This is a genomic window from Stenotrophomonas sp. YJH_SMC_21 (genome assembly GCF_059369555.1).
In genome coordinates, this window is record NZ_JCAFSU010000007.1 from 30471 (window position 1) to 50506 (window position 20036).

General features: G+C 66.6%; 19 protein-coding genes and 1 other RNA gene. 12 read left to right on the forward strand and 8 right to left on the reverse strand.

Annotated features, from left to right (window positions below):
* The first annotated feature begins 10 nt into the window (after positions 1-10).
* The 5 genes from AC5P67_RS11360 to thiL all read left to right on the forward strand — a co-directional run bounded on the left by AC5P67_RS11360 (position 11) and on the right by thiL (position 4027).
* On the forward strand, positions 11-637 hold the full coding sequence (locus AC5P67_RS11360) for a riboflavin synthase (RefSeq protein ID WP_012479136.1): 627 nt from the start codon (positions 11-13) through the stop codon (positions 635-637).
* Positions 634-1734: a 3,4-dihydroxy-2-butanone-4-phosphate synthase gene (ribB, locus tag AC5P67_RS11365; RefSeq protein WP_012479137.1), complete on the forward strand. Its 1101-nt coding sequence runs from the start codon at positions 634-636 to the stop codon at positions 1732-1734. The genes AC5P67_RS11360 and ribB overlap by 4 nt, the downstream gene beginning before the upstream one ends.
* Before the next feature lie 183 nt (positions 1735-1917).
* Positions 1918-2385, forward strand: a complete 468-nt coding sequence (gene ribH, locus AC5P67_RS11370; RefSeq protein ID WP_012479138.1) for a 6,7-dimethyl-8-ribityllumazine synthase — start codon at positions 1918-1920, stop codon at positions 2383-2385.
* Positions 2382-2861 carry a transcription antitermination factor NusB gene (nusB, locus tag AC5P67_RS11375; RefSeq protein ID WP_012479139.1) on the forward strand — a complete coding sequence of 160 codons (480 nt, stop codon included), beginning with the start codon at positions 2382-2384 and terminating at the stop codon, positions 2859-2861. Before ribH ends, nusB begins: the two co-directional genes overlap by 4 nt.
* Before the next feature lie 203 nt (positions 2862-3064).
* Positions 3065-4027, forward strand: a complete 963-nt coding sequence (thiL, locus tag AC5P67_RS11380; RefSeq protein ID WP_012479140.1) for a thiamine-phosphate kinase — start codon at positions 3065-3067, stop codon at positions 4025-4027.
* 113 nt (positions 4028-4140) lie between these two features.
* Here thiL and AC5P67_RS11385 read toward each other — a convergent pair whose 3' ends face one another.
* Both AC5P67_RS11385 and AC5P67_RS11390 read right to left on the reverse strand, forming a co-directional pair.
* Positions 4141-4863, reverse strand: a complete 723-nt coding sequence (locus AC5P67_RS11385; protein WP_065183599.1) for a fimbrial biogenesis chaperone — start codon at positions 4861-4863, stop codon at positions 4141-4143.
* Positions 4864-4919: 56 nt separating this feature from the next.
* The gene (locus AC5P67_RS11390; protein WP_012479142.1) at positions 4920-5435 is read right to left on the reverse strand and encodes a fimbrial protein; all 516 of its coding nucleotides are present in this window, start codon (positions 5433-5435) and stop codon (positions 4920-4922) included.
* Positions 5436-5630: 195 nt separating this feature from the next.
* Here AC5P67_RS11390 and AC5P67_RS11395 point away from each other — a divergent pair, with 195 nt between their 5' ends.
* The 4 genes from AC5P67_RS11395 (at position 5631) to AC5P67_RS11410 (ending at position 11950) form a co-directional block, all read left to right on the forward strand.
* Positions 5631-6605, forward strand: a complete 975-nt coding sequence (locus tag AC5P67_RS11395; RefSeq protein ID WP_080047680.1) for a fimbrial protein — start codon at positions 5631-5633, stop codon at positions 6603-6605.
* A gap of 86 nt (positions 6606-6691) precedes the next feature.
* A complete protein-coding gene (locus tag AC5P67_RS11400) occupies positions 6692-9178 on the forward strand; it encodes a fimbria/pilus outer membrane usher protein (protein WP_099470549.1) in 2487 nt (828 codons plus the stop codon).
* A complete protein-coding gene (locus AC5P67_RS11405) occupies positions 9175-9678 on the forward strand; it encodes a fimbrial protein (protein ID WP_012479145.1) in 504 nt (167 codons plus the stop codon). The genes AC5P67_RS11400 and AC5P67_RS11405 overlap by 4 nt, the downstream gene beginning before the upstream one ends.
* A 271-nt stretch (positions 9679-9949) precedes the next feature.
* Complete coding sequence (locus tag AC5P67_RS11410; protein WP_154329677.1) at positions 9950-11950, forward strand: acyltransferase family protein; 2001 nt, start codon at positions 9950-9952, stop codon at positions 11948-11950.
* Between the two features lie 22 nt (positions 11951-11972).
* On the opposite strand, the gene AC5P67_RS11415 is transcribed toward AC5P67_RS11410, so the two are convergent.
* From AC5P67_RS11415 to AC5P67_RS11430, 4 genes are all read right to left on the reverse strand, one after another.
* Positions 11973-13358: an FAD-binding oxidoreductase gene (locus AC5P67_RS11415; RefSeq protein ID WP_005408066.1), complete on the reverse strand. Its 1386-nt coding sequence runs from the start codon at positions 13356-13358 to the stop codon at positions 11973-11975.
* A complete protein-coding gene (locus AC5P67_RS11420; protein WP_154329236.1) occupies positions 13355-13972 on the reverse strand; it encodes a metal-dependent hydrolase in 618 nt (205 codons plus the stop codon). Before AC5P67_RS11420 ends, AC5P67_RS11415 begins: the two co-directional genes overlap by 4 nt.
* Positions 13973-14082: 110 nt before the next feature.
* Positions 14083-14451 carry a YraN family protein gene (locus AC5P67_RS11425; protein ID WP_181453355.1) on the reverse strand — a complete coding sequence of 123 codons (369 nt, stop codon included), beginning with the start codon at positions 14449-14451 and terminating at the stop codon, positions 14083-14085.
* The gene (locus AC5P67_RS11430; RefSeq protein ID WP_099490436.1) at positions 14441-16162 is read right to left on the reverse strand and encodes a penicillin-binding protein activator; all 1722 of its coding nucleotides are present in this window, start codon (positions 16160-16162) and stop codon (positions 14441-14443) included. Before AC5P67_RS11430 ends, AC5P67_RS11425 begins: the two co-directional genes overlap by 11 nt.
* Before the next feature lie 81 nt (positions 16163-16243).
* Here AC5P67_RS11430 and rsmI point away from each other — a divergent pair, with 81 nt between their 5' ends.
* On the forward strand, positions 16244-17062 hold the full coding sequence (gene rsmI / locus AC5P67_RS11435) for a 16S rRNA (cytidine(1402)-2'-O)-methyltransferase (protein WP_005408070.1): 819 nt from the start codon (positions 16244-16246) through the stop codon (positions 17060-17062).
* A 155-nt stretch (positions 17063-17217) separates the two neighbouring features.
* Positions 17218-17569, forward strand: an RNA gene (gene rnpB / locus AC5P67_RS11440) — RNase P RNA component class A.
* A gap of 138 nt (positions 17570-17707) precedes the next feature.
* Here the strand turns inward: rnpB and AC5P67_RS11445 are convergent.
* Positions 17708-18187, reverse strand: a complete 480-nt coding sequence (locus tag AC5P67_RS11445; protein WP_043035361.1) for a DM13 domain-containing protein — start codon at positions 18185-18187, stop codon at positions 17708-17710.
* Between the two features lie 317 nt (positions 18188-18504).
* The gene (locus tag AC5P67_RS11450; protein WP_043035383.1) at positions 18505-19257 is read right to left on the reverse strand and encodes an NRDE family protein; all 753 of its coding nucleotides are present in this window, start codon (positions 19255-19257) and stop codon (positions 18505-18507) included.
* A 323-nt stretch (positions 19258-19580) separates the two neighbouring features.
* Here AC5P67_RS11450 and mraZ point away from each other — a divergent pair, with 323 nt between their 5' ends.
* Positions 19581-20027, forward strand: a complete 447-nt coding sequence (mraZ, locus tag AC5P67_RS11455) for a division/cell wall cluster transcriptional repressor MraZ (protein WP_004143635.1) — start codon at positions 19581-19583, stop codon at positions 20025-20027.
* The last annotated feature ends 9 nt before the right edge of the window (positions 20028-20036 follow it).

The following is a 20036-nucleotide window of genomic DNA, read 5'->3' on the forward strand; positions in this document are numbered from 1 at the left end:
AGAACGTTTCTTGTTTACTGGAATCATCGAAGGCGTCGGCCGTCTGGTCGCACGCGAACCCATCGGCGGCGATGTCCGCTTCACCTTCAATGTCGGGAATCTGCCGTTCGACAACGTGCAGATGGGCGAGAGCATTGCTATCAACGGCGTCTGCCTCACCGTCATCGCATTCGACACCAACAGCTTCCAGGCCGATGCTTCCACCGAGACCCTGGGCCTGACCACGCTGGGCCAGCTGGGCGAAGGGGCGGTCATCAATCTGGAGCGCGCCATGCGGCCGACCGACCGCCTCGGCGGCCATCTGGTCAGCGGCCACGTCGACGGCCTTGGCCAGGTACTGTCCATCCACGAAGACGCACGTGCCCAGCGCTGGCGTTTCGGCGCGCCGGCCGCGCTGCGCCGCTACATCGCCAAGAAGGGCTCGATCTGCGTGGACGGCGTCAGCCTCACCGTCAACGAAGTGGACGATGAGGGCTTTGAAGTCGCACTGATCCCGCACACGGTGGCCAACACCGCCTTCTCCGCCTCGGGCGTGGGTAGCGCGGTCAATCTTGAAATCGACCTGGTCGCCCGTTATGTGGAACGACTGATCAGTGTGCCGACCAACGGTCAGCACCCACAGGGAGATGTCGCATGAATTTCGCCCCGATTCCGGACATCCTGGAAGACATCCGCCTGGGCCGCATGGTCGTCATCGTCGACGACGAAGACCGGGAGAACGAAGGCGACCTGATCATGGCCGCCGAGCTGGTCAAGGCCAGCGACATCAACTTCATGGTCACCCATGGCCGTGGCCTGGTGTGCCTGCCGCTGAACCGTACCCGCGCCGCCGATCTCGGCCTGGCGCCGATGGTGCAGGCCAATACCGCCCAGTTCCAGACCAACTTCACGGTCAGCATCGAGGCCGCCGAGGGCGTCACCACTGGCATCTCGGCGCATGACCGCGCCCACACCATCCGCACCGCGGTGAAGCCCAACGCCAAGCCGTCGGACCTGCACCAGCCGGGCCACATTTTCCCGCTGATCGCCCAGCCGGGCGGCGTGTTGACCCGCGCCGGCCACACCGAAGCCGCCGTGGACATGGCCATGCTGGCCGGGCTGGAACCGGCCGGCGTGCTGGTGGAGATCCTGAACCCGGATGGCAGCATGGCGCGCCGCCCGGAGCTGGAAGTGTTCGCCCGCGAGCACGGCCTGAAGATGGGCTCCATCGCCGACCTGATCGCCTACCGCCTGGCCACCGAAAAGACCGTTGAACGCGTGGACGAGCGCGAGATCGACACCGAGTTCGGCCCCTTCAAGCTGGTGACCTACCGCGACCGCATCGCCCACGACCTGCATTTCGCGCTGGTTCGTGGCACGCCGGATGCGGAAACACCGACCCTGGTACGCGTGCAGGTGGAAAACCCGCTGGCCGACCTGCTGCACTGGCGCCGTGACGACTTCGGCGTGGCTGCCACCGATGCCCTGCGCGCGATCGATGCCGAAGGCGCCGGCGTGATGGTGGTGCTGCAGGCCCCGCGCGACGGTGAAGCCCTGCTGGCCCGCCTGCGCCAGCAGCCGGCGCCGGTGGTACCGGGCAAGGACAAGGACGTGAGCCAGTGGCGCCGCAACGGTGCCGGCGCGCAGATCCTGTCCGACCTGGGCCTGGGCAAGCTGCGCGTGCTGGGCACCCCGCGCCGCCAGATCGGCCTGGCCGGGTACGGCCTGGAAGTGGTGGAGGCGGTCACCCTGTAATGGGAATTGCCGGCCAGCGGCCGGCACTACCGGTGGGTGCAGACCCCATGCCACCGGTGGGTGCCGACCCCATGCCACCGGTGGGTGCCGACCGTTGGTCGGCACGCCCTTGCGCCCCCGCCAGCCACGGCCGGGACCCATCCACGCTAGAATTACCCCTTAATCGAATCCCCCAAGCCGCATATGAGCCACTACGAAGGCGATCTTCGCACTCCCGAATCGGCGCGCTTCGCCATCCTGGCCAGCCGCTGGAACGCCCGCATCACCGATACGCTGGTCGCCGGCGCCCGCCAGAGCCTGGCCGGCAACGGCATCGCCGAAGCCAACATCGACGTGATCCGCGTGCCGGGTGCCTGGGAGCTGCCGCTGGTGGCCGCGCGCCTGGCCGCCGCCCATGAACACGCCGCCATCCTCACCCTGGGCTGCGTGATCCGTGGCGACACCCGCCACTACGAACACGTGGCCGACCGCTGCGCCGAAGGCCTGATGCGCGTGCAGCTGGACTTCGGCGTGCCGGTGCTGAACGGCGTGCTGGCGGTGGAACGCGTTGAAGACGCCGAGGCCCGCGCAGGCGGCAGCCACGGCAACAAGGGCGAGGAAGTCGCACTCGCCGCATTGGAAATGGTCAACCTTCTGGAGCAGCTGCCATGAACAAGAACACCCAGGGCAAGCCCTCCGGTAAACCCGTCCGCCGCGATGGCGTCGACCCGGTGCTGCGCTCGCGCGCACGCCGTCGCGCCGTGCAGGCCATCTACGCCTGGCAGATCTCTGGCGGCAACGCCCAGTCGCTGATCGCCCAGTTCGCCCACGAGCAGGCCCGTGAAATCGCCGACCTGGCGTATTTCGAGGCGCTGCTGCACGGTGTGCTCGACAACCGTCGTGATATTGACGAAGCCCTCGGCCCGTACCTGGACCGTGGCATCGAGGAAGTGGACGCGATCGAGCGCGCGGTGCTGCGCCTGGCCGGCTACGAGCTGCGTTATCGCCTGGACGTGCCGTACCGCGTGGTGATCAACGAAGCCATCGAATCGGCCAAGCGCTTTGGTTCCGAACATGGCCACACCTACGTCAACGGCGTGCTGGATCGTGCCGCCGTGGAATGGCGCAAGGTCGAATCGGGTCACTGACCCACTGCGTCCCGCATCGTTCATTGAACGGCGCGGGAATCTGCTTCGGTAGAGTCGACTGTCAGTCGACTGCCTTTCGATCAGCAGTCGTAGTGTCGGACCGGAGAGCAGTCGACTGACAGTCGACTCTACCCCCCCCCAGCCGGTTCACCTGGTCGGCATCCGCGCCCGCCGCCCATCCATGCAACCCGCCGGAACGCCCCATGTCCCTGGCCGAATTCGCCCTCATAGACCGTATCCGCGCCCGCACCCTCGAGCGCGACGACATCCTGCTCGGCATCGGCGATGACGCTGCGCTGCTGCAGCCGCGGGCCAACGAACAGCTGGTGGTCACCGCCGACACGCTCAACAGCGGTGTGCATTTCCCGGTGGAAACCCGGGCCTTCGACATTGGCTGGAAGACCTTGGCGGTCAACCTGTCGGACCTCGCCGCGATGGGCGCGCGCCCGGCGTGGTGCACGCTGGCGCTGTCCCTGCCGGAAGCCTCTGAAGACTGGATCGAGGCCTTCGGCGATGGCTTCTTCGCCCTCGCCGACCAGCATGACATCGCACTGATTGGTGGCGATACCACGCGTGGCCCGCTGTCGCTGTCGGTTACTGCGATGGGACAGGTCGGCCGTGGCCAGGCATTGCGCCGCGACCGCGCGCAGTTGGGCGACGACATCTGGGTCAGTGGCACGCTGGGCGATGCCGCCGGTGCGCTGCGCCTGTGGCAGCAGGGCGCGCTGAACCTGGCCACCGCCACGTTGCTGGCCGACTACGAGAGCCTGCGTCTGCGCCTGCTGCGGCCGACGCCGCGCGTCACCCTCGGCCTGCGCCTGCGTGCGTTCGCGCATGCGGCGGTGGACGTGTCAGACGGCCTGCTGGCCGACCTGGGCCACATCGCCGCACGCAGCAACGTAGCCGCGCATGTGGATGCCGATTCGCTGCCGATCTCGCACGCGCTGCGTGAGCTGCTCGGCCGCGACGATGCACGCGACTGCGCACTGCGCGGTGGCGACGACTACGAACTGTGCTTCACCGCCGCCGCCGACCAGCGCGACGCACTGCACTACTTGGCCGAATCGCTGGACCTGCCGCTCACCCGCATCGGCCGCATTGCCGATGGGCAAGGCGTGCACGTGGATGGCGAAGCCGCCGACGGCGGCTACCAGCACTTCGCGTGACCCGCAAAGGTCTGCACACGATTCGTATCCTGTAGAGCCGAGTCATGCTCGGCTGCTTCTACGCAATACATGAAAGGTGGGCGCAAGCTCGGCTCTGCATCAGCGACACGGGTCTACCGCTCAACGCGGGCTTCCGCATCGCGAGGTGTGCCGTAGTCATCCAGCCATGTGAATGACACTGACGCTGGGATGACTGCGCCATCCGGCAGTGCATAGCGTACCTGTGCTCCCGGCGCGATCATGTCCACCTCGACGCTGCGGCCGTCGGCAAGCGTCAACGAACTCAGCGACACGTGGTACGCGCTTGGGTTACGCACCTGCAGGCCATCGCCATCGCCGGACCACAGCAGGGCAGCTGCCGCATCGCGCGCATTGCCCGGCAGCCCTGCCGGGCGATGGAACAGTTTCACCCGCGTGCGCACTGCGAACTGAAGCAGGTTGCGGTCTGCGGTTCCGGAAGGCTTGGGCGGTATGTCCAGCAGATTGAAGTAGAACACCGACTCGCGATCCATGGGCACCGGCGGATCCGAGGGGCGCGGTGCATAGGTGATGCGAAATGCCTGGGCATGCTGTGACAGCAGCAGGCGCGGTTCGGCCGGCGTCAGCCGGAAGGGCGTGCGTACATCTTCCGGTCGTGCGTGGCTGTCGCCATCGTCGATCCAGACCTGGGTCATGGCAGGCTGCTCGCCGACGTTGCTCGCTTTCACTGTGACATCGCGGCCCTTGGCGGCATCGTGCACGATGCGGGTTCCCTGCAGTGTCACGGCGGCCTGGCCGGGAAGGGCGAATAGGGCAGCCAGCAACGCGGACAGCCCTGAAAGGAATGAGAATTTCATGCGGCGCCTCGCTGGACGACGACAGTCTGGCGCATCCGGCCAGACTGCCACGGAAGTCAGTCGTAGAGAACGACGAAGTCACCGGATGCGTTGGCCTGCCCGGCCTGCGCATTCTGTGAGGGCGATGCGTACCAGGCGCTATACGTCAGCTGTCCACTGCCACCGGCAGCAATCGTCAGCCACTGCGTCGGGTCATCACCGATGCGCTGGTGATTGTCGTCCGCGTCATACAGCGCAACCCCGACGTTGCGTGCTGTCGAGGCCGCTGTCAGGGCGAGATTGCCGGTGCTGTCATGCTGCGTACCACCGAAGCGGACGCCAACCTTCTGCGCGGCACCGGAGCCACTGCAATCAAGGTTGATGGTGAAGTTCTTCTGGCCTGCACGTGTTGCCGCGTTCACCGAGACAAGATCAACCTTGCCCATCGGCACGGTGATCGCACCACCGGTCGTGCCGACCGTACAGGTGGACGTTTCCAGCGATCCGGTGATTTCCAGGCGCTCGGCGTGGGCCAGGGAGGGAATCGTCAGGGCCAGGAAGGCCCCGCACAGCAGTTGTGTTTGAAGGGGCATGGACTGTTCTCTCTGCAATGGAATCCTGCACGACAGCGATGTCGTGGGTTGGCGGGAGTCTGTCCGGGCGTCGTCCGCAACGATATGAAGAATGTTGCAAAAGCCCGTCATTGCGGCAATTGCAACTTTCTGCATGGGCGATGGCTCGGCAAACGCGTACGGTGCGTGTCCCCGCCTTTGCTCCAGTAGACGCCAATGATGTCGCTCTGTCCTGCATACGCTGGCTGGCTCGCCCTGTTGGGAGCGACGGTTGCTTTCAGTGCGAGCGCGACCTGCCGCGCACCGGGGGGCGACGCACAGCTGGATCACGTTTTCGACGTCGCCTTTACCGAGCGCGCCGATGTCACTCTGGGATTCCGATCTGGATCGCTGACGCTGGTCTGCGATGCAGGCGAAACGCAGATGGAGGAGCTGCTTCAGCTGTCTGGAATGAAGTACGTTCGCGACGTGCCCTGGGGGAGCCGTGCCATTGCCGCCTACGAAATGGATTCCACCTCGCCCTTGTTGGCCTTCAGCTACAGCTATGGTGGCTGCGAAATATCCGATCCCGAATGCCCGATCGAGGAGGTCGAGGAAGGTGGCGTTCCGCTGCGCGACGGTGTTCCGAGCCGGTACTCGCTGAATGGAGCAAGAAAGAACGTCACCATGCAGGTCATCGCGTTCTCACGGGGCGGACCAATGCACGACGTGGCCCGCCGGCCTGCGGGCTCCCTGCGCACGACGTCTGGCGGCACGGGTGGGTTCCATCGTTTCAACCTTGGCTTCCGCTTTCGTGCCCAGACCTGCGCGGTCACTCCGCAGAACGTCGACCTGGATCCGGTGGACGCGGTAACCCTGCAGCGCAACGGCAGCGCGGGCGAGAAGTCGTTCAATGTGCGCGTCAGCTGTGCCGCCTCCGGGCGCCGACTGGTTCTGGAGCTGGTGGACGTTCACGATCCTGCCAGCACGTCAAACACGCTGAAGGCGGCGCCGGGCAGTACCGCCAATGGTGTGGCAGTGCAGATCCTCAGTGGAGGGAATCCTGTGCGGATGAAAGCCCCCTGGACCCATGGCGCCGCATCAGGCAGTACCCTGCCGGTTCCATTCAGTGCGCGCTACCTGCGCACGACCGGGACGCTGCGCACCGGATCGATACGTGGTGAAGCAACGTTGCTGGCAGATTACTACTGAGGTGCGTCGCGCATGAATGGAATGCGGGCATGATCCCTTCCACTACGCCGCGTCCAGGTCTGTGTGCTTCACGGCTTGCATCGGCCATGGCATTCGCTCTGTCGGGACTGGCGTTACCTGCCCACGCGGAGACCGAAACGGGCCTTGAATTCAGTGACGGCTTCCTCGTGGGTGGGCGAACCATCGATATGCGTCGCTATGTGCGCGGCAACCCCATGCCCGCAGGCGACTACCGCGTTGATGTGCTGGTCAACGGCCAGTACCTGCAGACACGCGACATCACCTTCGTAGCGGGCGACGACCCTGACCGGGCGGGTGCCTGCCTGTCTGCGGATCTGCTGCGGGAGCTGGAACTGCAGGCCACCTATCGAATGGCGCTGGAGCGGGCAACGGGTTGTATCGACCTGCCGTCCGTGATCGCGGGGGCAACAGTGACATTCGACAGCGGCACGCTGCAGCTGCTGATCTCCGTGCCGCAGGCTGCACAGGCGAGGGCGGCACGAGGCCTGGTGCCGGTTGAGCTACGTGATCCAGGCATCAACGCCCTGTTCGTGGACTACAGCGCCAGCCATGGCCGTAGTGCAGGCGTCGATCGCAGCCACCTCGGCCTGCGCATGGGTGCGAACATCGGGAGCTGGCGCTTCCGCCATCGCACCGCCTTCAACCATGCGCGGGGGCAGGTGCGCCGTACCACCATCAACAGTTACGCCCAGCGTGACATTCCCGGGTGGAACAGCCAGCTGTTGCTGGGTGAGGGCAACACCAGTGGGCAGCTGTTTGACAGTGTGCCGTTCACGGGGGTGCGTATCGCCAGTGATGAACGGATGCTGCCTGATTCACTGCGCGGATATGCACCGGTGGTACGTGGCATTGCCGACAGCAGTGCAGTGGTGCGCATCGAGCAGGACGGTGTTGTCATCCATGAAGTAAACGTCGCTCCAGGGCCGTTCGCGATAGACGATCTGTATCCCACCAACTTTGGTGGTGACCTGCAGGTGATCGTAGTGGAAGCCGATGGCCGGCAGCAGCAGTTCACCGTCAGCTTCTCGGCGGTGCCACAGGCGCTGCGCGCGGGTACGTCCCGCTCAAGCGTGACCGCCGGTGCACTAAGAGGCCGTCACGTCCTGCAGCGGCTGGGCTTCGCCGAGGCCACCCATGCACATGGACTGAACAATCGACTGACAGCTCTCGGGGGATTGCAGCTGGCTGAAGGATACGGTGCCGGCCTGCTGGGGGTGGCGGTCAACACTCCTGTCGGCGCGCTGGGCATGGACGTCACCCATTCGCGCGCCCGCCAGGCGGACGGGCGGCCCCTGATCGGCAACAGCTACCGGGTGAACTATCAGCGCTACCTGGCAGAAAGTGGCACCAACTTCGGGCTTGCGGCGTATCGTTACAGCACCCGGGGCTTCCTCACGCTGCACGATCTGGCAACGGCCCGCCCGGACGAGTGGCATCCAGTGGGACGTGCGCGCCAGCGCTACCAGCTGAACTTCTCACAGAGGATCGGGGAGCGCAGCAGCCTGCATCTCGACGGCGGCCACGTCGCGTACTGGGACAGCACGCAGCGCCAGAATGATCTGCAGCTGAGCTTCAATACCGTTGCGGGGAAGGTCAACTACGGCGTATCCGTCATGCGTTTCCGGCAGGGAAACGGTCGTCAGGACACCCGCTACGACCTCACGGTCAGTCTGCCCTTGGGATCCCACGGCAGCACGCAGCGGACCAGCACCCGCGTGGGTCGCTCTGACGGTGGAGGCCAGGCCCAGCTGAGCCTGACAGGTGCGGTGGGAGAGCGTCGCGCGCTCAACTATTCACTGTCTGGAGAGCAGCGGGCGGGCGGGGTACGCAGCAGCACTGCATTCGCCGATTATCAAGGCCGCTACGCACATCTCAGCGCGGGCTTCACCCGAGCCGGGCATTTCAGCAGTCACACGCTGGGGGCCGCCGGCAGCATCGCCTTGCACCGTGGTGGGATCACCCTGGGGCAGCCAGTGGGAGAGGGATTTGCGCTGGTGCAGGCGCCCGGCGCGCACGGCGCCCGCATCGGAGCCGGTGCTGATCTCCGTGTTGATCGCCGTGGTTATGCGCTGCTGCCGCACATCAGCCCTTACCGCTGGAACCGCATTGATCTTGACCCGTCCGGTTTGCCGCTGGAAGTGGAACTCCTACAGACCTCCCGGCGCATCGCGCCGACAGCGGGCAGCATCGTACGTGTTCCGTTCGAAGTGCGACGCGAGCGCTCCTTGTTCATCGATGCGACGGACGCGCTTGGGCAGCCGTTGCCGTTTGCCGCGCGCGTGCAGGAGGAGAACGGCACGCCGCGCGGAGCCGTTGGGCAGGGGGGCGTGATTCATCTGCGCGGTGCCCAGGATGAAGGAGCATTGATCGTCGATGCCGATGGCCCCAGCCGCTGTCGACTGCTGTACCGCATGCCCGCCAAGCCTGACGCCTATGGCCTGTCCTGGACCCAGGCGCTGTGCACGCCAATGGGCGACGCCGGGTTGCGGGTAGAGACCGCGATTCCAGGTCCTGACATTCAATCTTCGCTTGCTCCAGGAGAATCTCCATGATCGATCAGTACCGTCATCTGCCGGCCATGCTTGCATTGCTGATGGCCGCATCGCCGGCCAGCAGCCAGACACTTTCCATCAGTGGCCGAGTGTTGCCGGGTACCTGTGCGCTGGCCACCCCCGCCATCACGCTCGACAGCGTCAAGGCCGATGCACTCAATGTGGGCAACAACAATCTCAAGACCAGCAATCTGAATTTCACCGGATGCATCGGCGTCACCAAGGCACTGCTTTCCTTTGATGGGACCGCTGCGGAGGGCGATGCCCTGCGGTGGAAAAACACGGCGACGAGCGAGCCCGCCAAGGGCCTTTCCATTGTGCTGCTGGCAGGCGCGAGCGGATCGACACCTCTGAAGAAGGGAGACAAGGACATTCCTGTCATAGTGACTGGAGCGACGGCCAGCTACACGCTGCGTGCGGGCTACTACCTGCCCTCCACCAGTGGTATCAACGCGGGCTCGGTGCAGACCGAGATCACCATCACAGCAACCTACCAGTAGTCTTCATCCAGTCGCTGCATGGGGAAGAACTCAGGTTCCAATGAGCTTGCCATTGCGAATGGATGCTTCACCTCCATGCCGGATGACGTGCGCGTACGGCAATGACGACCTATCTCGCCTTGCCGATGTGCCGGCGAGGGGGGGAATGGTCGTCAGTCGACTGGGGTACACCGCGCGGAGAAGCAGATGGCAGGATCGAAGTCTTGACTGTATCTGAACGAAGGCCCCATCTGTCGTGATTGTCCATTGAGTGACTGTGCAGCCGGTGGCGATGCTGCCGGATCGCTCGCTACTGACCACGCGCATGTCCCCTCCCGAACGTTCCCACAACGCCGCCATCGATGGCCTGCGTGCATTGGCGGTGCTGGCCGTCGTGGTCTTCCACACCAATGCGGCGTGGTTGCCCGGCGGTTTCACCGGCGTGGATCTGTTCTTCGTGGTGTCCGGCTTCGTGATCAGCCAGTCGCTGGCCTCGCGCGCCAATGCGTCGCTGGGCGCGATGCTGCTCGACTTCTACCGGCGCCGCGTGCTGCGCCTGTTGCCGGCGCTGCTGGCGATGTTGATGGCCACCTTCGTGCTGTCGGCACTGTTCATTCCCCGCGCGTGGCGCAATGAGCAGTTCGACCAGACCGGCTGGGCCGCGCTGGTCGGCCTCAGCAACATCGTGCTGGCCGGCCAGCAGGACGACTATTTCTCGCCCGGTGCGGAACTCAATCCGTTCCTGCACACGTGGACGCTGGGCGTGGAGGAGCAGTTCTATCTGGTCTTCCCGCTGCTGTTCTTCGTGTGGCTGCGCGGGCGTGAGCGCTGGCCGTGGTCGCGTTGGCTGTTGCCGGTGCTCACCCTGCTGTCGCTGGCGTGGGCAGGCTGGCAGGCGCAGACGGCACCGGCGGCGGCGTTCTATCTGCTGCCCGCACGGTTCTGGGAGTTGGCCGCGGGCGCGCTGCTGTACCAGTGGATGCGCACGCGCACGCCGGGCCAGAACGGGGATGCGGTTGCCGTGGCCGGTCTGGCGCTGCTGGGTGCAGGCGTGGTGATTGCACCGCAGCTGGCGATGCCGGTTCCGGGCGTGCTGGCTACCGTGGCTGGCACGTTGATGCTGCTGGCGAGTGTGTCGGCGCCGGGTACATCGCGCATCGGCCGCGCATTGGGGTGCGCGCCGCTGGCGTATCTGGGCAGGCTGTCCTATTCGCTGTACCTGTGGCATTGGCCGCTGCTGGTGCTGCTGCGCTGGACCTGCGGCCTGCACGGTGCTGCGCTGTGGCTGTATCCGGTACTGCTGCTGGCGGTGTCGGCCGCGTCCTACCACTTCATCGAGCGCCCGCTGCGCAGTGCGGCGCCGCTGCTGCGGCTGGCACCGGCCAAGGTGCTGGCGATGGGGCTGCCAGTGGTCGCGCTATGCGGCGCAGGCGCGTGGGCTACGGTGGAATACCACGAGCAGATCTCGCTCAGCGTTACCCGCGATGGCTACGCATGGCAGGCGCGTCGCTATCCCGCATGGCGGTCGCTGGAGCCGGTGAGCGCGCCGGCGCTCGAAGGGCGGCGCCTGTTCGTGGTGGGGGATTCGCATGCGGCGGCCTACCGCACCATGACCAGCATGGTCGCGCGCCAGACCGGCATGGAGATGCGCCAGGATGACCGCGGTGGTTGCAGCTTCGTCAATCTACTGCGGGCCAGCCCGGCCGACTGTCGGGACTTCATTGAAAACGCATTGTCGAATATCGAGCGTGAGGCGCGTCCGGGTGACATCGTGCTGCTGGCAGCATTGCGCATGCCGGAGCTGCGTGGGTTCGATTGGCAGCGCCAGGATGCACAACAGATCTATCAACAGCTGTTGGACGAGCGCACCCCGGCCCATGCACAGGCCGCGCGTGACGAGGCTGATCGTGTTCTTGGGCGTTTGCAGGAGCTGGCCGTGCACGTGGTTGTGGATGCACCGCTGCCGTTGTTCAAGGCCGGGGCCTACCGTTGTTCGGATTGGTTCAACCGCCGCAATCCTGCCTGTGCCGGTGGCCTGAGCATGCCGCGTGCGGATCTGGAAATGCTGCGCGTGCCGCAGATGGCACTGCTGGCGGACCTGGCCGCAAGTTACCCGTCACTGACCGTGTGGGATCCGCTGCCGTTGCTGTGCGGGCCAGACACCTGTTCGGCGGTGGAAGACGGTGAACCCCTGTTCTTCGACAATGACCATCTGAGCGGGCACGGTAATCGCGTGCTGTTGCCCAGCTTCCGCCAGACCCTCATCGACAGCGTAGGCAGCGCGCCCCGGTAGCGCCGGGCATGCCCGGCGGCGTTCACACCGGCGGCAGCACCTTGCCCGGGTTGAGGATGCCATCCGGGTCCAGCGCGGCCTTGATCGCGCGCATTGTCGCCAGCGTTTCCGGGGTAAAGGCCTGCGCCATGAAATCGCGCTTGGCCAGGCCAATGCCGTGTTCGCCGGACAACGTGCCGCCCAGCGCCAGCGTCAGCGCGAAGATCTTTGGCAACGCTGCATGTGCGCGCGCGTTTTCGTCGGCATCGTCCGGGTGATACAGGATGTTGACGTGCAGGTTACCGTTGCCGGCATGGCCGAAGGTGACGATGGTCAGCGTGTAGTCGCGCGCCAAGGCCTGCACGCCCGCCACCAACTCCGGAATGCGCGACACCGGGACCACCACGTCTTCATTGATCTTGCCCGGCGCAACGCTGCGCAGCGCAGGCGACAACGCCTTGCGTGCGGCCCACAGCTGGTCGCGCGCGCGTCCTTCCATCGCCACGTCCAGTTCGATCATGCCGTCGCCTTCAGCTGCGCTGGCCAGTGCCTGCAGCAGATAGGGCAGGGTGTCGTGGTCACCATCGGCCTCGACCAGCAGCATTGCACCGGCCTCCGGCACGTCGGCACCGTTCAGCCGCAGCAGCTCGAGGCTACGTGCGTCCATGAACTCCAGGCGGGTGGGTACTACCGGCTGCGACATCAATCGCGATACCGCGGCTGCGGCGGCATCGGCATCGCGGTACAGCACGCGCAGCCCGGCCTGGCTGACCGGCAGCGGGGTCAGTTTCAGCGTGGCTTCCACGATCAATGCCAGCGTGCCTTCGCTGCCCACCAGCAGATGGGTCAGATCGTAGCCAGTGGCGTCCTTGGTGTAGGCGCCGCCGCAGCGGATCACATCGCCGGTGCCGGTCACTGCCACCAGGCCCAGCACGTTGTCGCGGCTGGTGCCGTACTTCACCGCGCGCGGGCCGCCCGCATTGCAGGCCAGGTTGCCACCGACGCTGCAGATCTCGGCGCTGGAAGGATCCGGCGCCCAGAACAGGCCATGCGGGGCCAGTGCCTGCTGCAGGGCGCCATTGAGTACGCCCGGTTGCACCACCGCGCAGCGATCGCCGGCGCGGATCTCGACGATGCGGTCCATGCGGGTGAACGACAGCACGATGCTGCCGGGCAGCGGCACGGCCGCGCCGGTGGTGCCAGTGCCGGCGCCACGTGCGACCAGCGCTACGTGATGGGCCCGGCATGCGCGTACCAGTGCCTGCACCTGTTCGATGCTGGCAGGCTGCGCGACGGCGGCGGGGCGTTGATGACGCCACGAGTTGTCCTGCGCGTTGGCCTCCAGCGCGCTGTCATCCATGCGCCAGCCCTCCGCGCCCAGCAGGGCGGACAGTTCGGCAACCAGGGCAGCAGGCAGGGCAGGACTCATGACGGATCTCGTGGGGCAGCAGGAGCGGGTTGGATCAGTTTCCAGGCAACAACGGCGCCAGCCAGTGGCAGCCACACCCAGCGCAGTTCCGACAGCAGGGTGGCCAGGCCGCGCGCGCTGAAGAACTGTGGGGCGAACGGTGAAACGCGGATCGGTCGCCACGGCGCGAAGAAGCGTTGTTCGCTCCAGGGCCAGGCGAGGGCCACGCCGAGGCCGCCGGAGGTCATCGCATCCAGCAGCGGATGGCTGGCAGCGCAGATGAAGACGAACACTGCCGCCTGCACGGTAGATGCCAAGCTTGGTTGGCACACACCCGCCGACCAAGGTCGGCGACTACCGGGGCTGTGTGGTGCCGACCAAGATCGGCGGCTACCCAAGAACGCCAGCACCGCGGCCAATGCCGCCAGCACGCCGGCAAACAGCAGCGAATGGCTGGCGCCGCGATGGCCGAACGCATCGGCGTAGGGGATGTGCAGCGCGAAGGCCAGTACATCGGCATCGGGCAGCATCGCTGCAATCACGCCGGCCGCCAGCAGGCGCGGCGGGATGCGGCCGCGATCAGCGGCGCACCACAGCGCCAGCGGCACAGCAGCATGGGTGATGATCGAAGGCATCAGTCACACACCGTGGTCGTGCTGGCCTGGCTGCGATCTGGCAGGTGCCAACCTTGGTTGGCACAGAAGCGCCGACCAAGGTCGGCCTCTACCAGAGCGGACGGTACCCATCAGCAATCATCCAGCCGGAACGCATCACGCAGCCACCGCAGCTGCGGCGGCTCGCCGGTGGCGTCGACCACATCAAAACGGCAGGGCGCATTGGCCAGCGTCGGGTTGTCCTGCAGGTACAGCTGCGCGGCGTGCGCCAGGCGTCGGCACTTGCGCACATCCACCGAAGCGGCACCGCCACCGAAATCCGATCGCGCGCGATAGCGCACTTCCACGAACACCACGGTGCCGGCATCGTCCATCACCAGGTCCAGTTCACCGCCGCGATAGCGCACGTTGCGCGCACGCGGCTGCAGTCCGGCCTGCTGCAGATGCTGCTCGGCGGCGGCCTCCACCGCCGAGCCACGTTGGCTGCGCTCAGCGACCACCGACGATCGGCATCGGCCGGCCGCCATTGAAGGTGGACCATGCCGGCTGGCGCAGGATGTTGCCGTTGCTGTCCAGGAACAGGGTGCCGGTGGCACCGTCCAGGCCGCCCTCGTTGGACAGCTTGTCCAGATAGGCGGTGATCTTCCAGGCATCGGCGCCGAAAGCGAACAGGCGGCCGGCTGCACCGCGTGCGCTGGGCAGGGTGCTGGCGACCTGGCTGGCCGACGGCAGGCCCGACACGCTGCGCACGTTCCAGGCTTCATTCGGGTAGACGATGCCGTCCAGCGCCACGTCTTCTTCCACCTTGCCGCTGCCGATGGTCAGCTGCGAGGTGCCGACGCGGGTGGCGCCGCCGGCACCGGCCAGCGCCAGCTGCGGCGCCAGCAGGCGCGCCTGCGGCGCACGCACGGCGAGAAATACGGCATCGACCTGGCCGGCATTGCGCACCTGCGCACCGACATCGCCGACCGCATCGCTGACGCCGATGGTGGCCACCACCTGGCCGCCACGCTGGGCGAAGCGCTGGGCGAAGGCGGCGGCGGCACGGCGGCCGGTATCGTCGGCGCTGTTGATCACCAGCGCCTTGCCGCGCTCGCGACCACGCAGGTATTCAGCGGCGACGATGCCGTCATCTTCCGGTGCCAGCGAGAAACCGGCGCTGCCGGCCGGCGGCGCATCCTTGCCACGGTTCAGCGCCAGCACCGGCACCTGCAGCTGCTTACGGCCGTACACCGCGTCCACTTCGTCGCGGCCCAGCGGGCCGACCACGAAGTCTGCACCGGAGGCCACGGCCTTGTCATAGGCGGCGAGGGCACCGGCCGGGGTGCCGGCGGTGTCGATGAAGTTGATGTCCGGGCGGCGGCGGGTCTCGCCGTAGTACGCGGCCAGCAGGCCATCGCGCACCGGCTGCGCGGCGGTGGCCAGGCGGCCGCTGAGCGGCAGCAGCACAGCCAGCTTGGCCGGCGGGCGGTAACCGTCGCTCATCGCCGGCGGGCGCTTGCTGGTGTCGAACTGGGCGGCGCCATCGCGGTCGAACGGTCGCGGCAGCGGCAGGCCGCGTGCGATCAGTGCGCGGCCGGCGAAGTTGTACAGCGGGTCGTTGGCCGGCAGGGCGGCGGCACGGCTGCGCAGGGTGGCGTCGTCGAGGGTACCGAGCAGGCCGGCGATGGCGGCCTGGTTCTCGCTGCGTGCACTGCCGGTCAGGCTGGCATGGGCGCGGGCGCGTTCGGTGGCAGCGCCGAAGGCATCGCCGGTGCCCTGCAGCGCAGTGGCGCGGGCCAGATACCAGCGCGTCCGCAGTGCCGGCAGCACGTTGTCGCCGTGGTCCTTCAGCAGGGCCAGGGCCTGCCCCGGCTGCTTGTCGGCCAGCGCCAGCTCGGCACTGGTCAACTGGTAGCGCTGCAGGCTGGCGCCGGTCAGCTGGCGGGCGGTGAGCTGGCCCAGCAGGCTGCGCGCGCGGGCGCTGTCGCCGGCCAGGTGCCAGGCCCAGGCCGCATCGGCCAGGGCATTGGTGCGGGCTCCGCCGCGCAGGGTGGCAGCCAGGCCTTCCAACTGCAGTGCGGCGTCGCGCGGCTTGCCCTGGTCGATCAGCGCCAGCGCCTGGCTCTGGGCCGGCGATTCGGGCGCGCTGGTCAAGCTGGTGGTGGCACAGCCGGCCAGCAGCATCAGCGACAACGACAGGGCGGAGATCCGTGCGGCGGGCTTGTTCATGATCGGGTCCATGCGATGAGGGCAGCGGCCTTGGCCGGGTACACGCTACGATTCTACCCTTGCCCCGTGAGTACCGCTGAAATGAGTGTGCCAACCCTGTACGTCGTCGCCACCCCGATCGGCAACCTGGCCGATCTGAGCCCGCGCGCGCAGGAGGTGCTGCGCTCGGTGGCGGCCATCTGTGCCGAAGACACCCGCCGCAGCGGCCAGCTGCTGTCCCATTTCGGCATCCAGCAACCGCTGGTGGCCCTGCACGAGCACAATGAGGAAGCGCTGTCGCAGCGCCTGGTCTCGCGCCTGCAGGCGGGCGAATCGCTGGCGCTGGTGAGCGATGCCGGTACCCCGCTGGTCAGCGATCCCGGCTTCCGCCTGGTGCGTGCCGCGCGTGCGGCGGGCATCAAGGTCAGCCCGATTCCCGGTGCCTGTGCCGCCATCGCCGCGCTGAGCGTGGCCGGCCTGCCCAGTGACCGCTTCAGCTTCGAGGGTTTCCTGCCGGCCAAGGCCAGCGGCCGCCGCGACCGCCTGCAGGCGCTGGCCGGTGAAGTACGCACGATGGTGTTCTACGAATCCTCGCATCGCATCGCCGAGTCGCTGGCGGACATGGCGGCGATCTTCGGCGGCGAACGCCCTGCGGTACTGGCGCGTGAGCTGACCAAGCTGTTCGAGACCGTGCTCGATGGCGATCTGGCCGGCCTGCTGGCCAAGGTGGAAGCCGACGAGAACCAGCGCAAGGGCGAGTTCGTGGTGATGGTGCAGGGCGCTGGCGACGATGAAGAAGCGCAGCTGGCGCATGGTCGCCGCGTCTACGCCAAGCTGAGCGAGCATCTGCCGCCGTCGACCGCAGCGAAGCTGGCGGCAGAGTTGACCGGTGCACCGCGCAAGGCGTTGTACGGCAGTTGATGGATCGTGCGGACCAAGGTCCGCACCCACCAAAGCGGAATCCGCACCCACCAGAGCAGCGGAGTCGGTAGATCCACGCCATGCGTGGATGGATGAACCGGATGCCGCGATCAGCACGGCAGGAAGGGCGTGCGTAGGCTAGAATGTGCGCTGGCGGAGCCGGCCAGACAGTCGCGTCATCCCTTCGGGGGTGCCGAGGAAAGTCCGGGCTCCATAGGGCAAGGTGCCAGGTAACGCCTGGGCGGCGCAAGCCGACGGAAAGTGCAACAGAAAGATACCGCCTACGTCTTCTTCGGAAGGCCGGTAAGGGTGAAATGGTGCGGTAAGAGCGCACCGCGAGTCTGGCAACAGACCGGCACGGCAAACCCCACCTGGAGCAAGACCAAATAGGGATCCTTTGGCGCGGCCCGCGTTGGATCCGGGTAGGTTGCTTGAGCGTTGCGGTGACGTAACGCCTAGAGGAATGACTGTCCACGACAGAACCCGGCTTATCGGCCGGCTCCGCCTCTTTCTTCTACATGCGTGCTTCCATATGCGTGAACCGCGCATCGGTAGTGCCGGCCGCTGGCCGGCAGCTTCACGCTGCCAGCAGCGGCGGACAGAATACCGGCCAGCGGCCGGCACTACCTCGACGTCGCGCGGTCCTCAACCCGGCGTACGGTACTGCCCGGCGGAGATGAACTGCTCGAACCGTTCACACCACACCACCACGGTGGTGTATTCGTCCACGTCCACGTTCGCAGGCACCTCCACCAGGAAGCGGTTGAAGGTCTTCACCTCGCCGATGCGCTGGGCCTGCGCCTTGATCTTCAGGAAATCGGTCTTGTTGTCGACAAAGTCGCGGACCAGGTAGACCTTGTAGTCCGGCCCCGGGCCCATCTTGCCGTCGAACGCGACCTGGCGGGCGCTGACGCTGACCTTGCCTTCGGCCCAGTGCACCGCGTCGCTGCCCTTGAGGTCGCGACGGAAGGTGGTGTGGTAGCGGGCGTCGCCCATTGCCGCCTGCACCTTCGCGACCGGCGGGTCGTCGGGAGCGATCAGGATCGGCAGCAGGTAGATGCCCAGGCCGAAGCCCAGGCCGAGGGTGAGCAGGTGGGTGGCGAGCAGGATGAGGGTACGGCGCATGGGGCCTCCATGTGGATGTGGATCGCGCGGCATGGCGCCGGGCATGACCACCTTGGGAGGTTGCGGGCGGCATTTATAGACACAGTGCGAGACGCAAAAAGGGCACAGTGGGACGACCGCAGCGGCGCAGGCCCTGTGGCGCGGGCGAGAAGGCGCTGCGCCGGGAAGCTGAATGACGCCGTTGGCAGTCCTGGAGCGGGTAGTGCCGGCCGCTGGCCGGCAGCTGCGTGGCCTGCCCGAAAATCCGGAGGTTGCCGGCCAGCGGCCGGCACTACCCTGCTGGAAAGAGATGCCGGCCGGCGGCCGGCACTACCGGGTCAGAAAATGACGTGGCTCTGTCCGTTGGCTGCACCCTGCGGGCCGAAGCGGCGCTCGTGGATCTCGCCGTGGCCACCGGCGTCGATCAGCAGCACGGTGCTGGCGCGGGTGCCGTAATCGTCGCCGCGGATGAAGGCCGGGCTCAGCCAGCGCTCGCGTTCCAGGCCGATGCCGGTGTCGGGCAGGTCGCTGTCGGCGGGGCGGTGTTCGTCGGCCAGGGCCTTCCAGAGCGGGGCCAGGTCCTCATCGCCGGCCTGCAGCCACGCCGACAGCGCGTCCATCAGCCGTCGGGTCTTCGGCCAGGGCGCGTCCAGCGCGCCGTTGGACATGCCATGCACACCCGGGCCCAGGCTCTGGCGCTCGGCGGGGTGGTTGCCCAGGTACTCCAGGCTGTCGCCATCGGCCAGCAGCAGGTTGAAGGGCGCATACGCGCCCGCCACGGTGGCCAGCCGGTCGATATGCACGGCGGCGGGGTCGCGGCCGCGCAGGAAGTCGGCCACCAGTGCTCCCCGGGACGGGCCGGTCTGTGCGGCCAGCGGATCACGGACATTGGTGACCACGGCCATGCGGCCGCCGGCGCCGACGGCGGCCCAGCCACCGCCGGAGCGCAGGTCGCGCCCTCCGATGACGGAGGTCTCATCCTGCCAGGGGGCCAGCGCCGCGGTCGGGCGGGCGTGGAACTCATCACGGTTGCCGGTCATTACCAGCCGCCAGCGCGGGTGGTGCATCCAGCCAAGAGCGAGCAGGCACATGGCCTCATTGTGCATCGTTTGCGCAGTCCGGCGGCGTTTCCGGCCGGTTCCGGATGAATGCGCGGGCGATGTTTCACGCCTTGTCCACAGCCCTGAACTTCCGTTCAATCTCAAAAATTGAGACGGATCAGCAACTTGTGGATAAGCCTTGAACAATTCTCTAAAGGTTGTTGCAAGCCATTGATGCGGCTGGCGATTTCCCCGCTGAAAAGTTGTTGACAACCCTTCGGCCGCTGCTAAGGTGGGCATCAGAGGGAAATCCGGGTGTTTTGTGGGTTTTCGTGGTTCAATGTTTCACCGGGCGAAGGATAGGTGCACGCGTCGTGTTCCAGGGCGAGACGGCCATCACAGTTGACGATAAAGGGCGCATGGCGGTTCCCACCGCTTACCGCGACCTCGTCGCGCGCGCCAGCAACAACCGTCTCGTGCTGACCTACAACCCGTTCGAAGCCGGCTGCCTGTGGCTGTATGCAGAGTCGGAATGGGAGCGGGTCCGCGACGACGTCATGTCCAAGCCCAACACCCAGCGCGTCGTGCGCCTGTTGCAGCAGAAGCTGGTCGGCTCGGCCGCCCATCTGGAACTGGACGGCAACGGTCGCATCAGCATCCCCGCCAGCCACCGCGGTGCGGTGGGCATTGAGAAGAAGGCGGTATTGCTCGGTATGGGCGACAAGTTCGAATTGTGGAGCGAGCAGGCGCATCGGGCCCTGATCCAGCAGACGTTGTCTGACGAGGATCTGGGTGATGGGTTGCTCGACCTGAAGTTGTGAGCCGGGGTG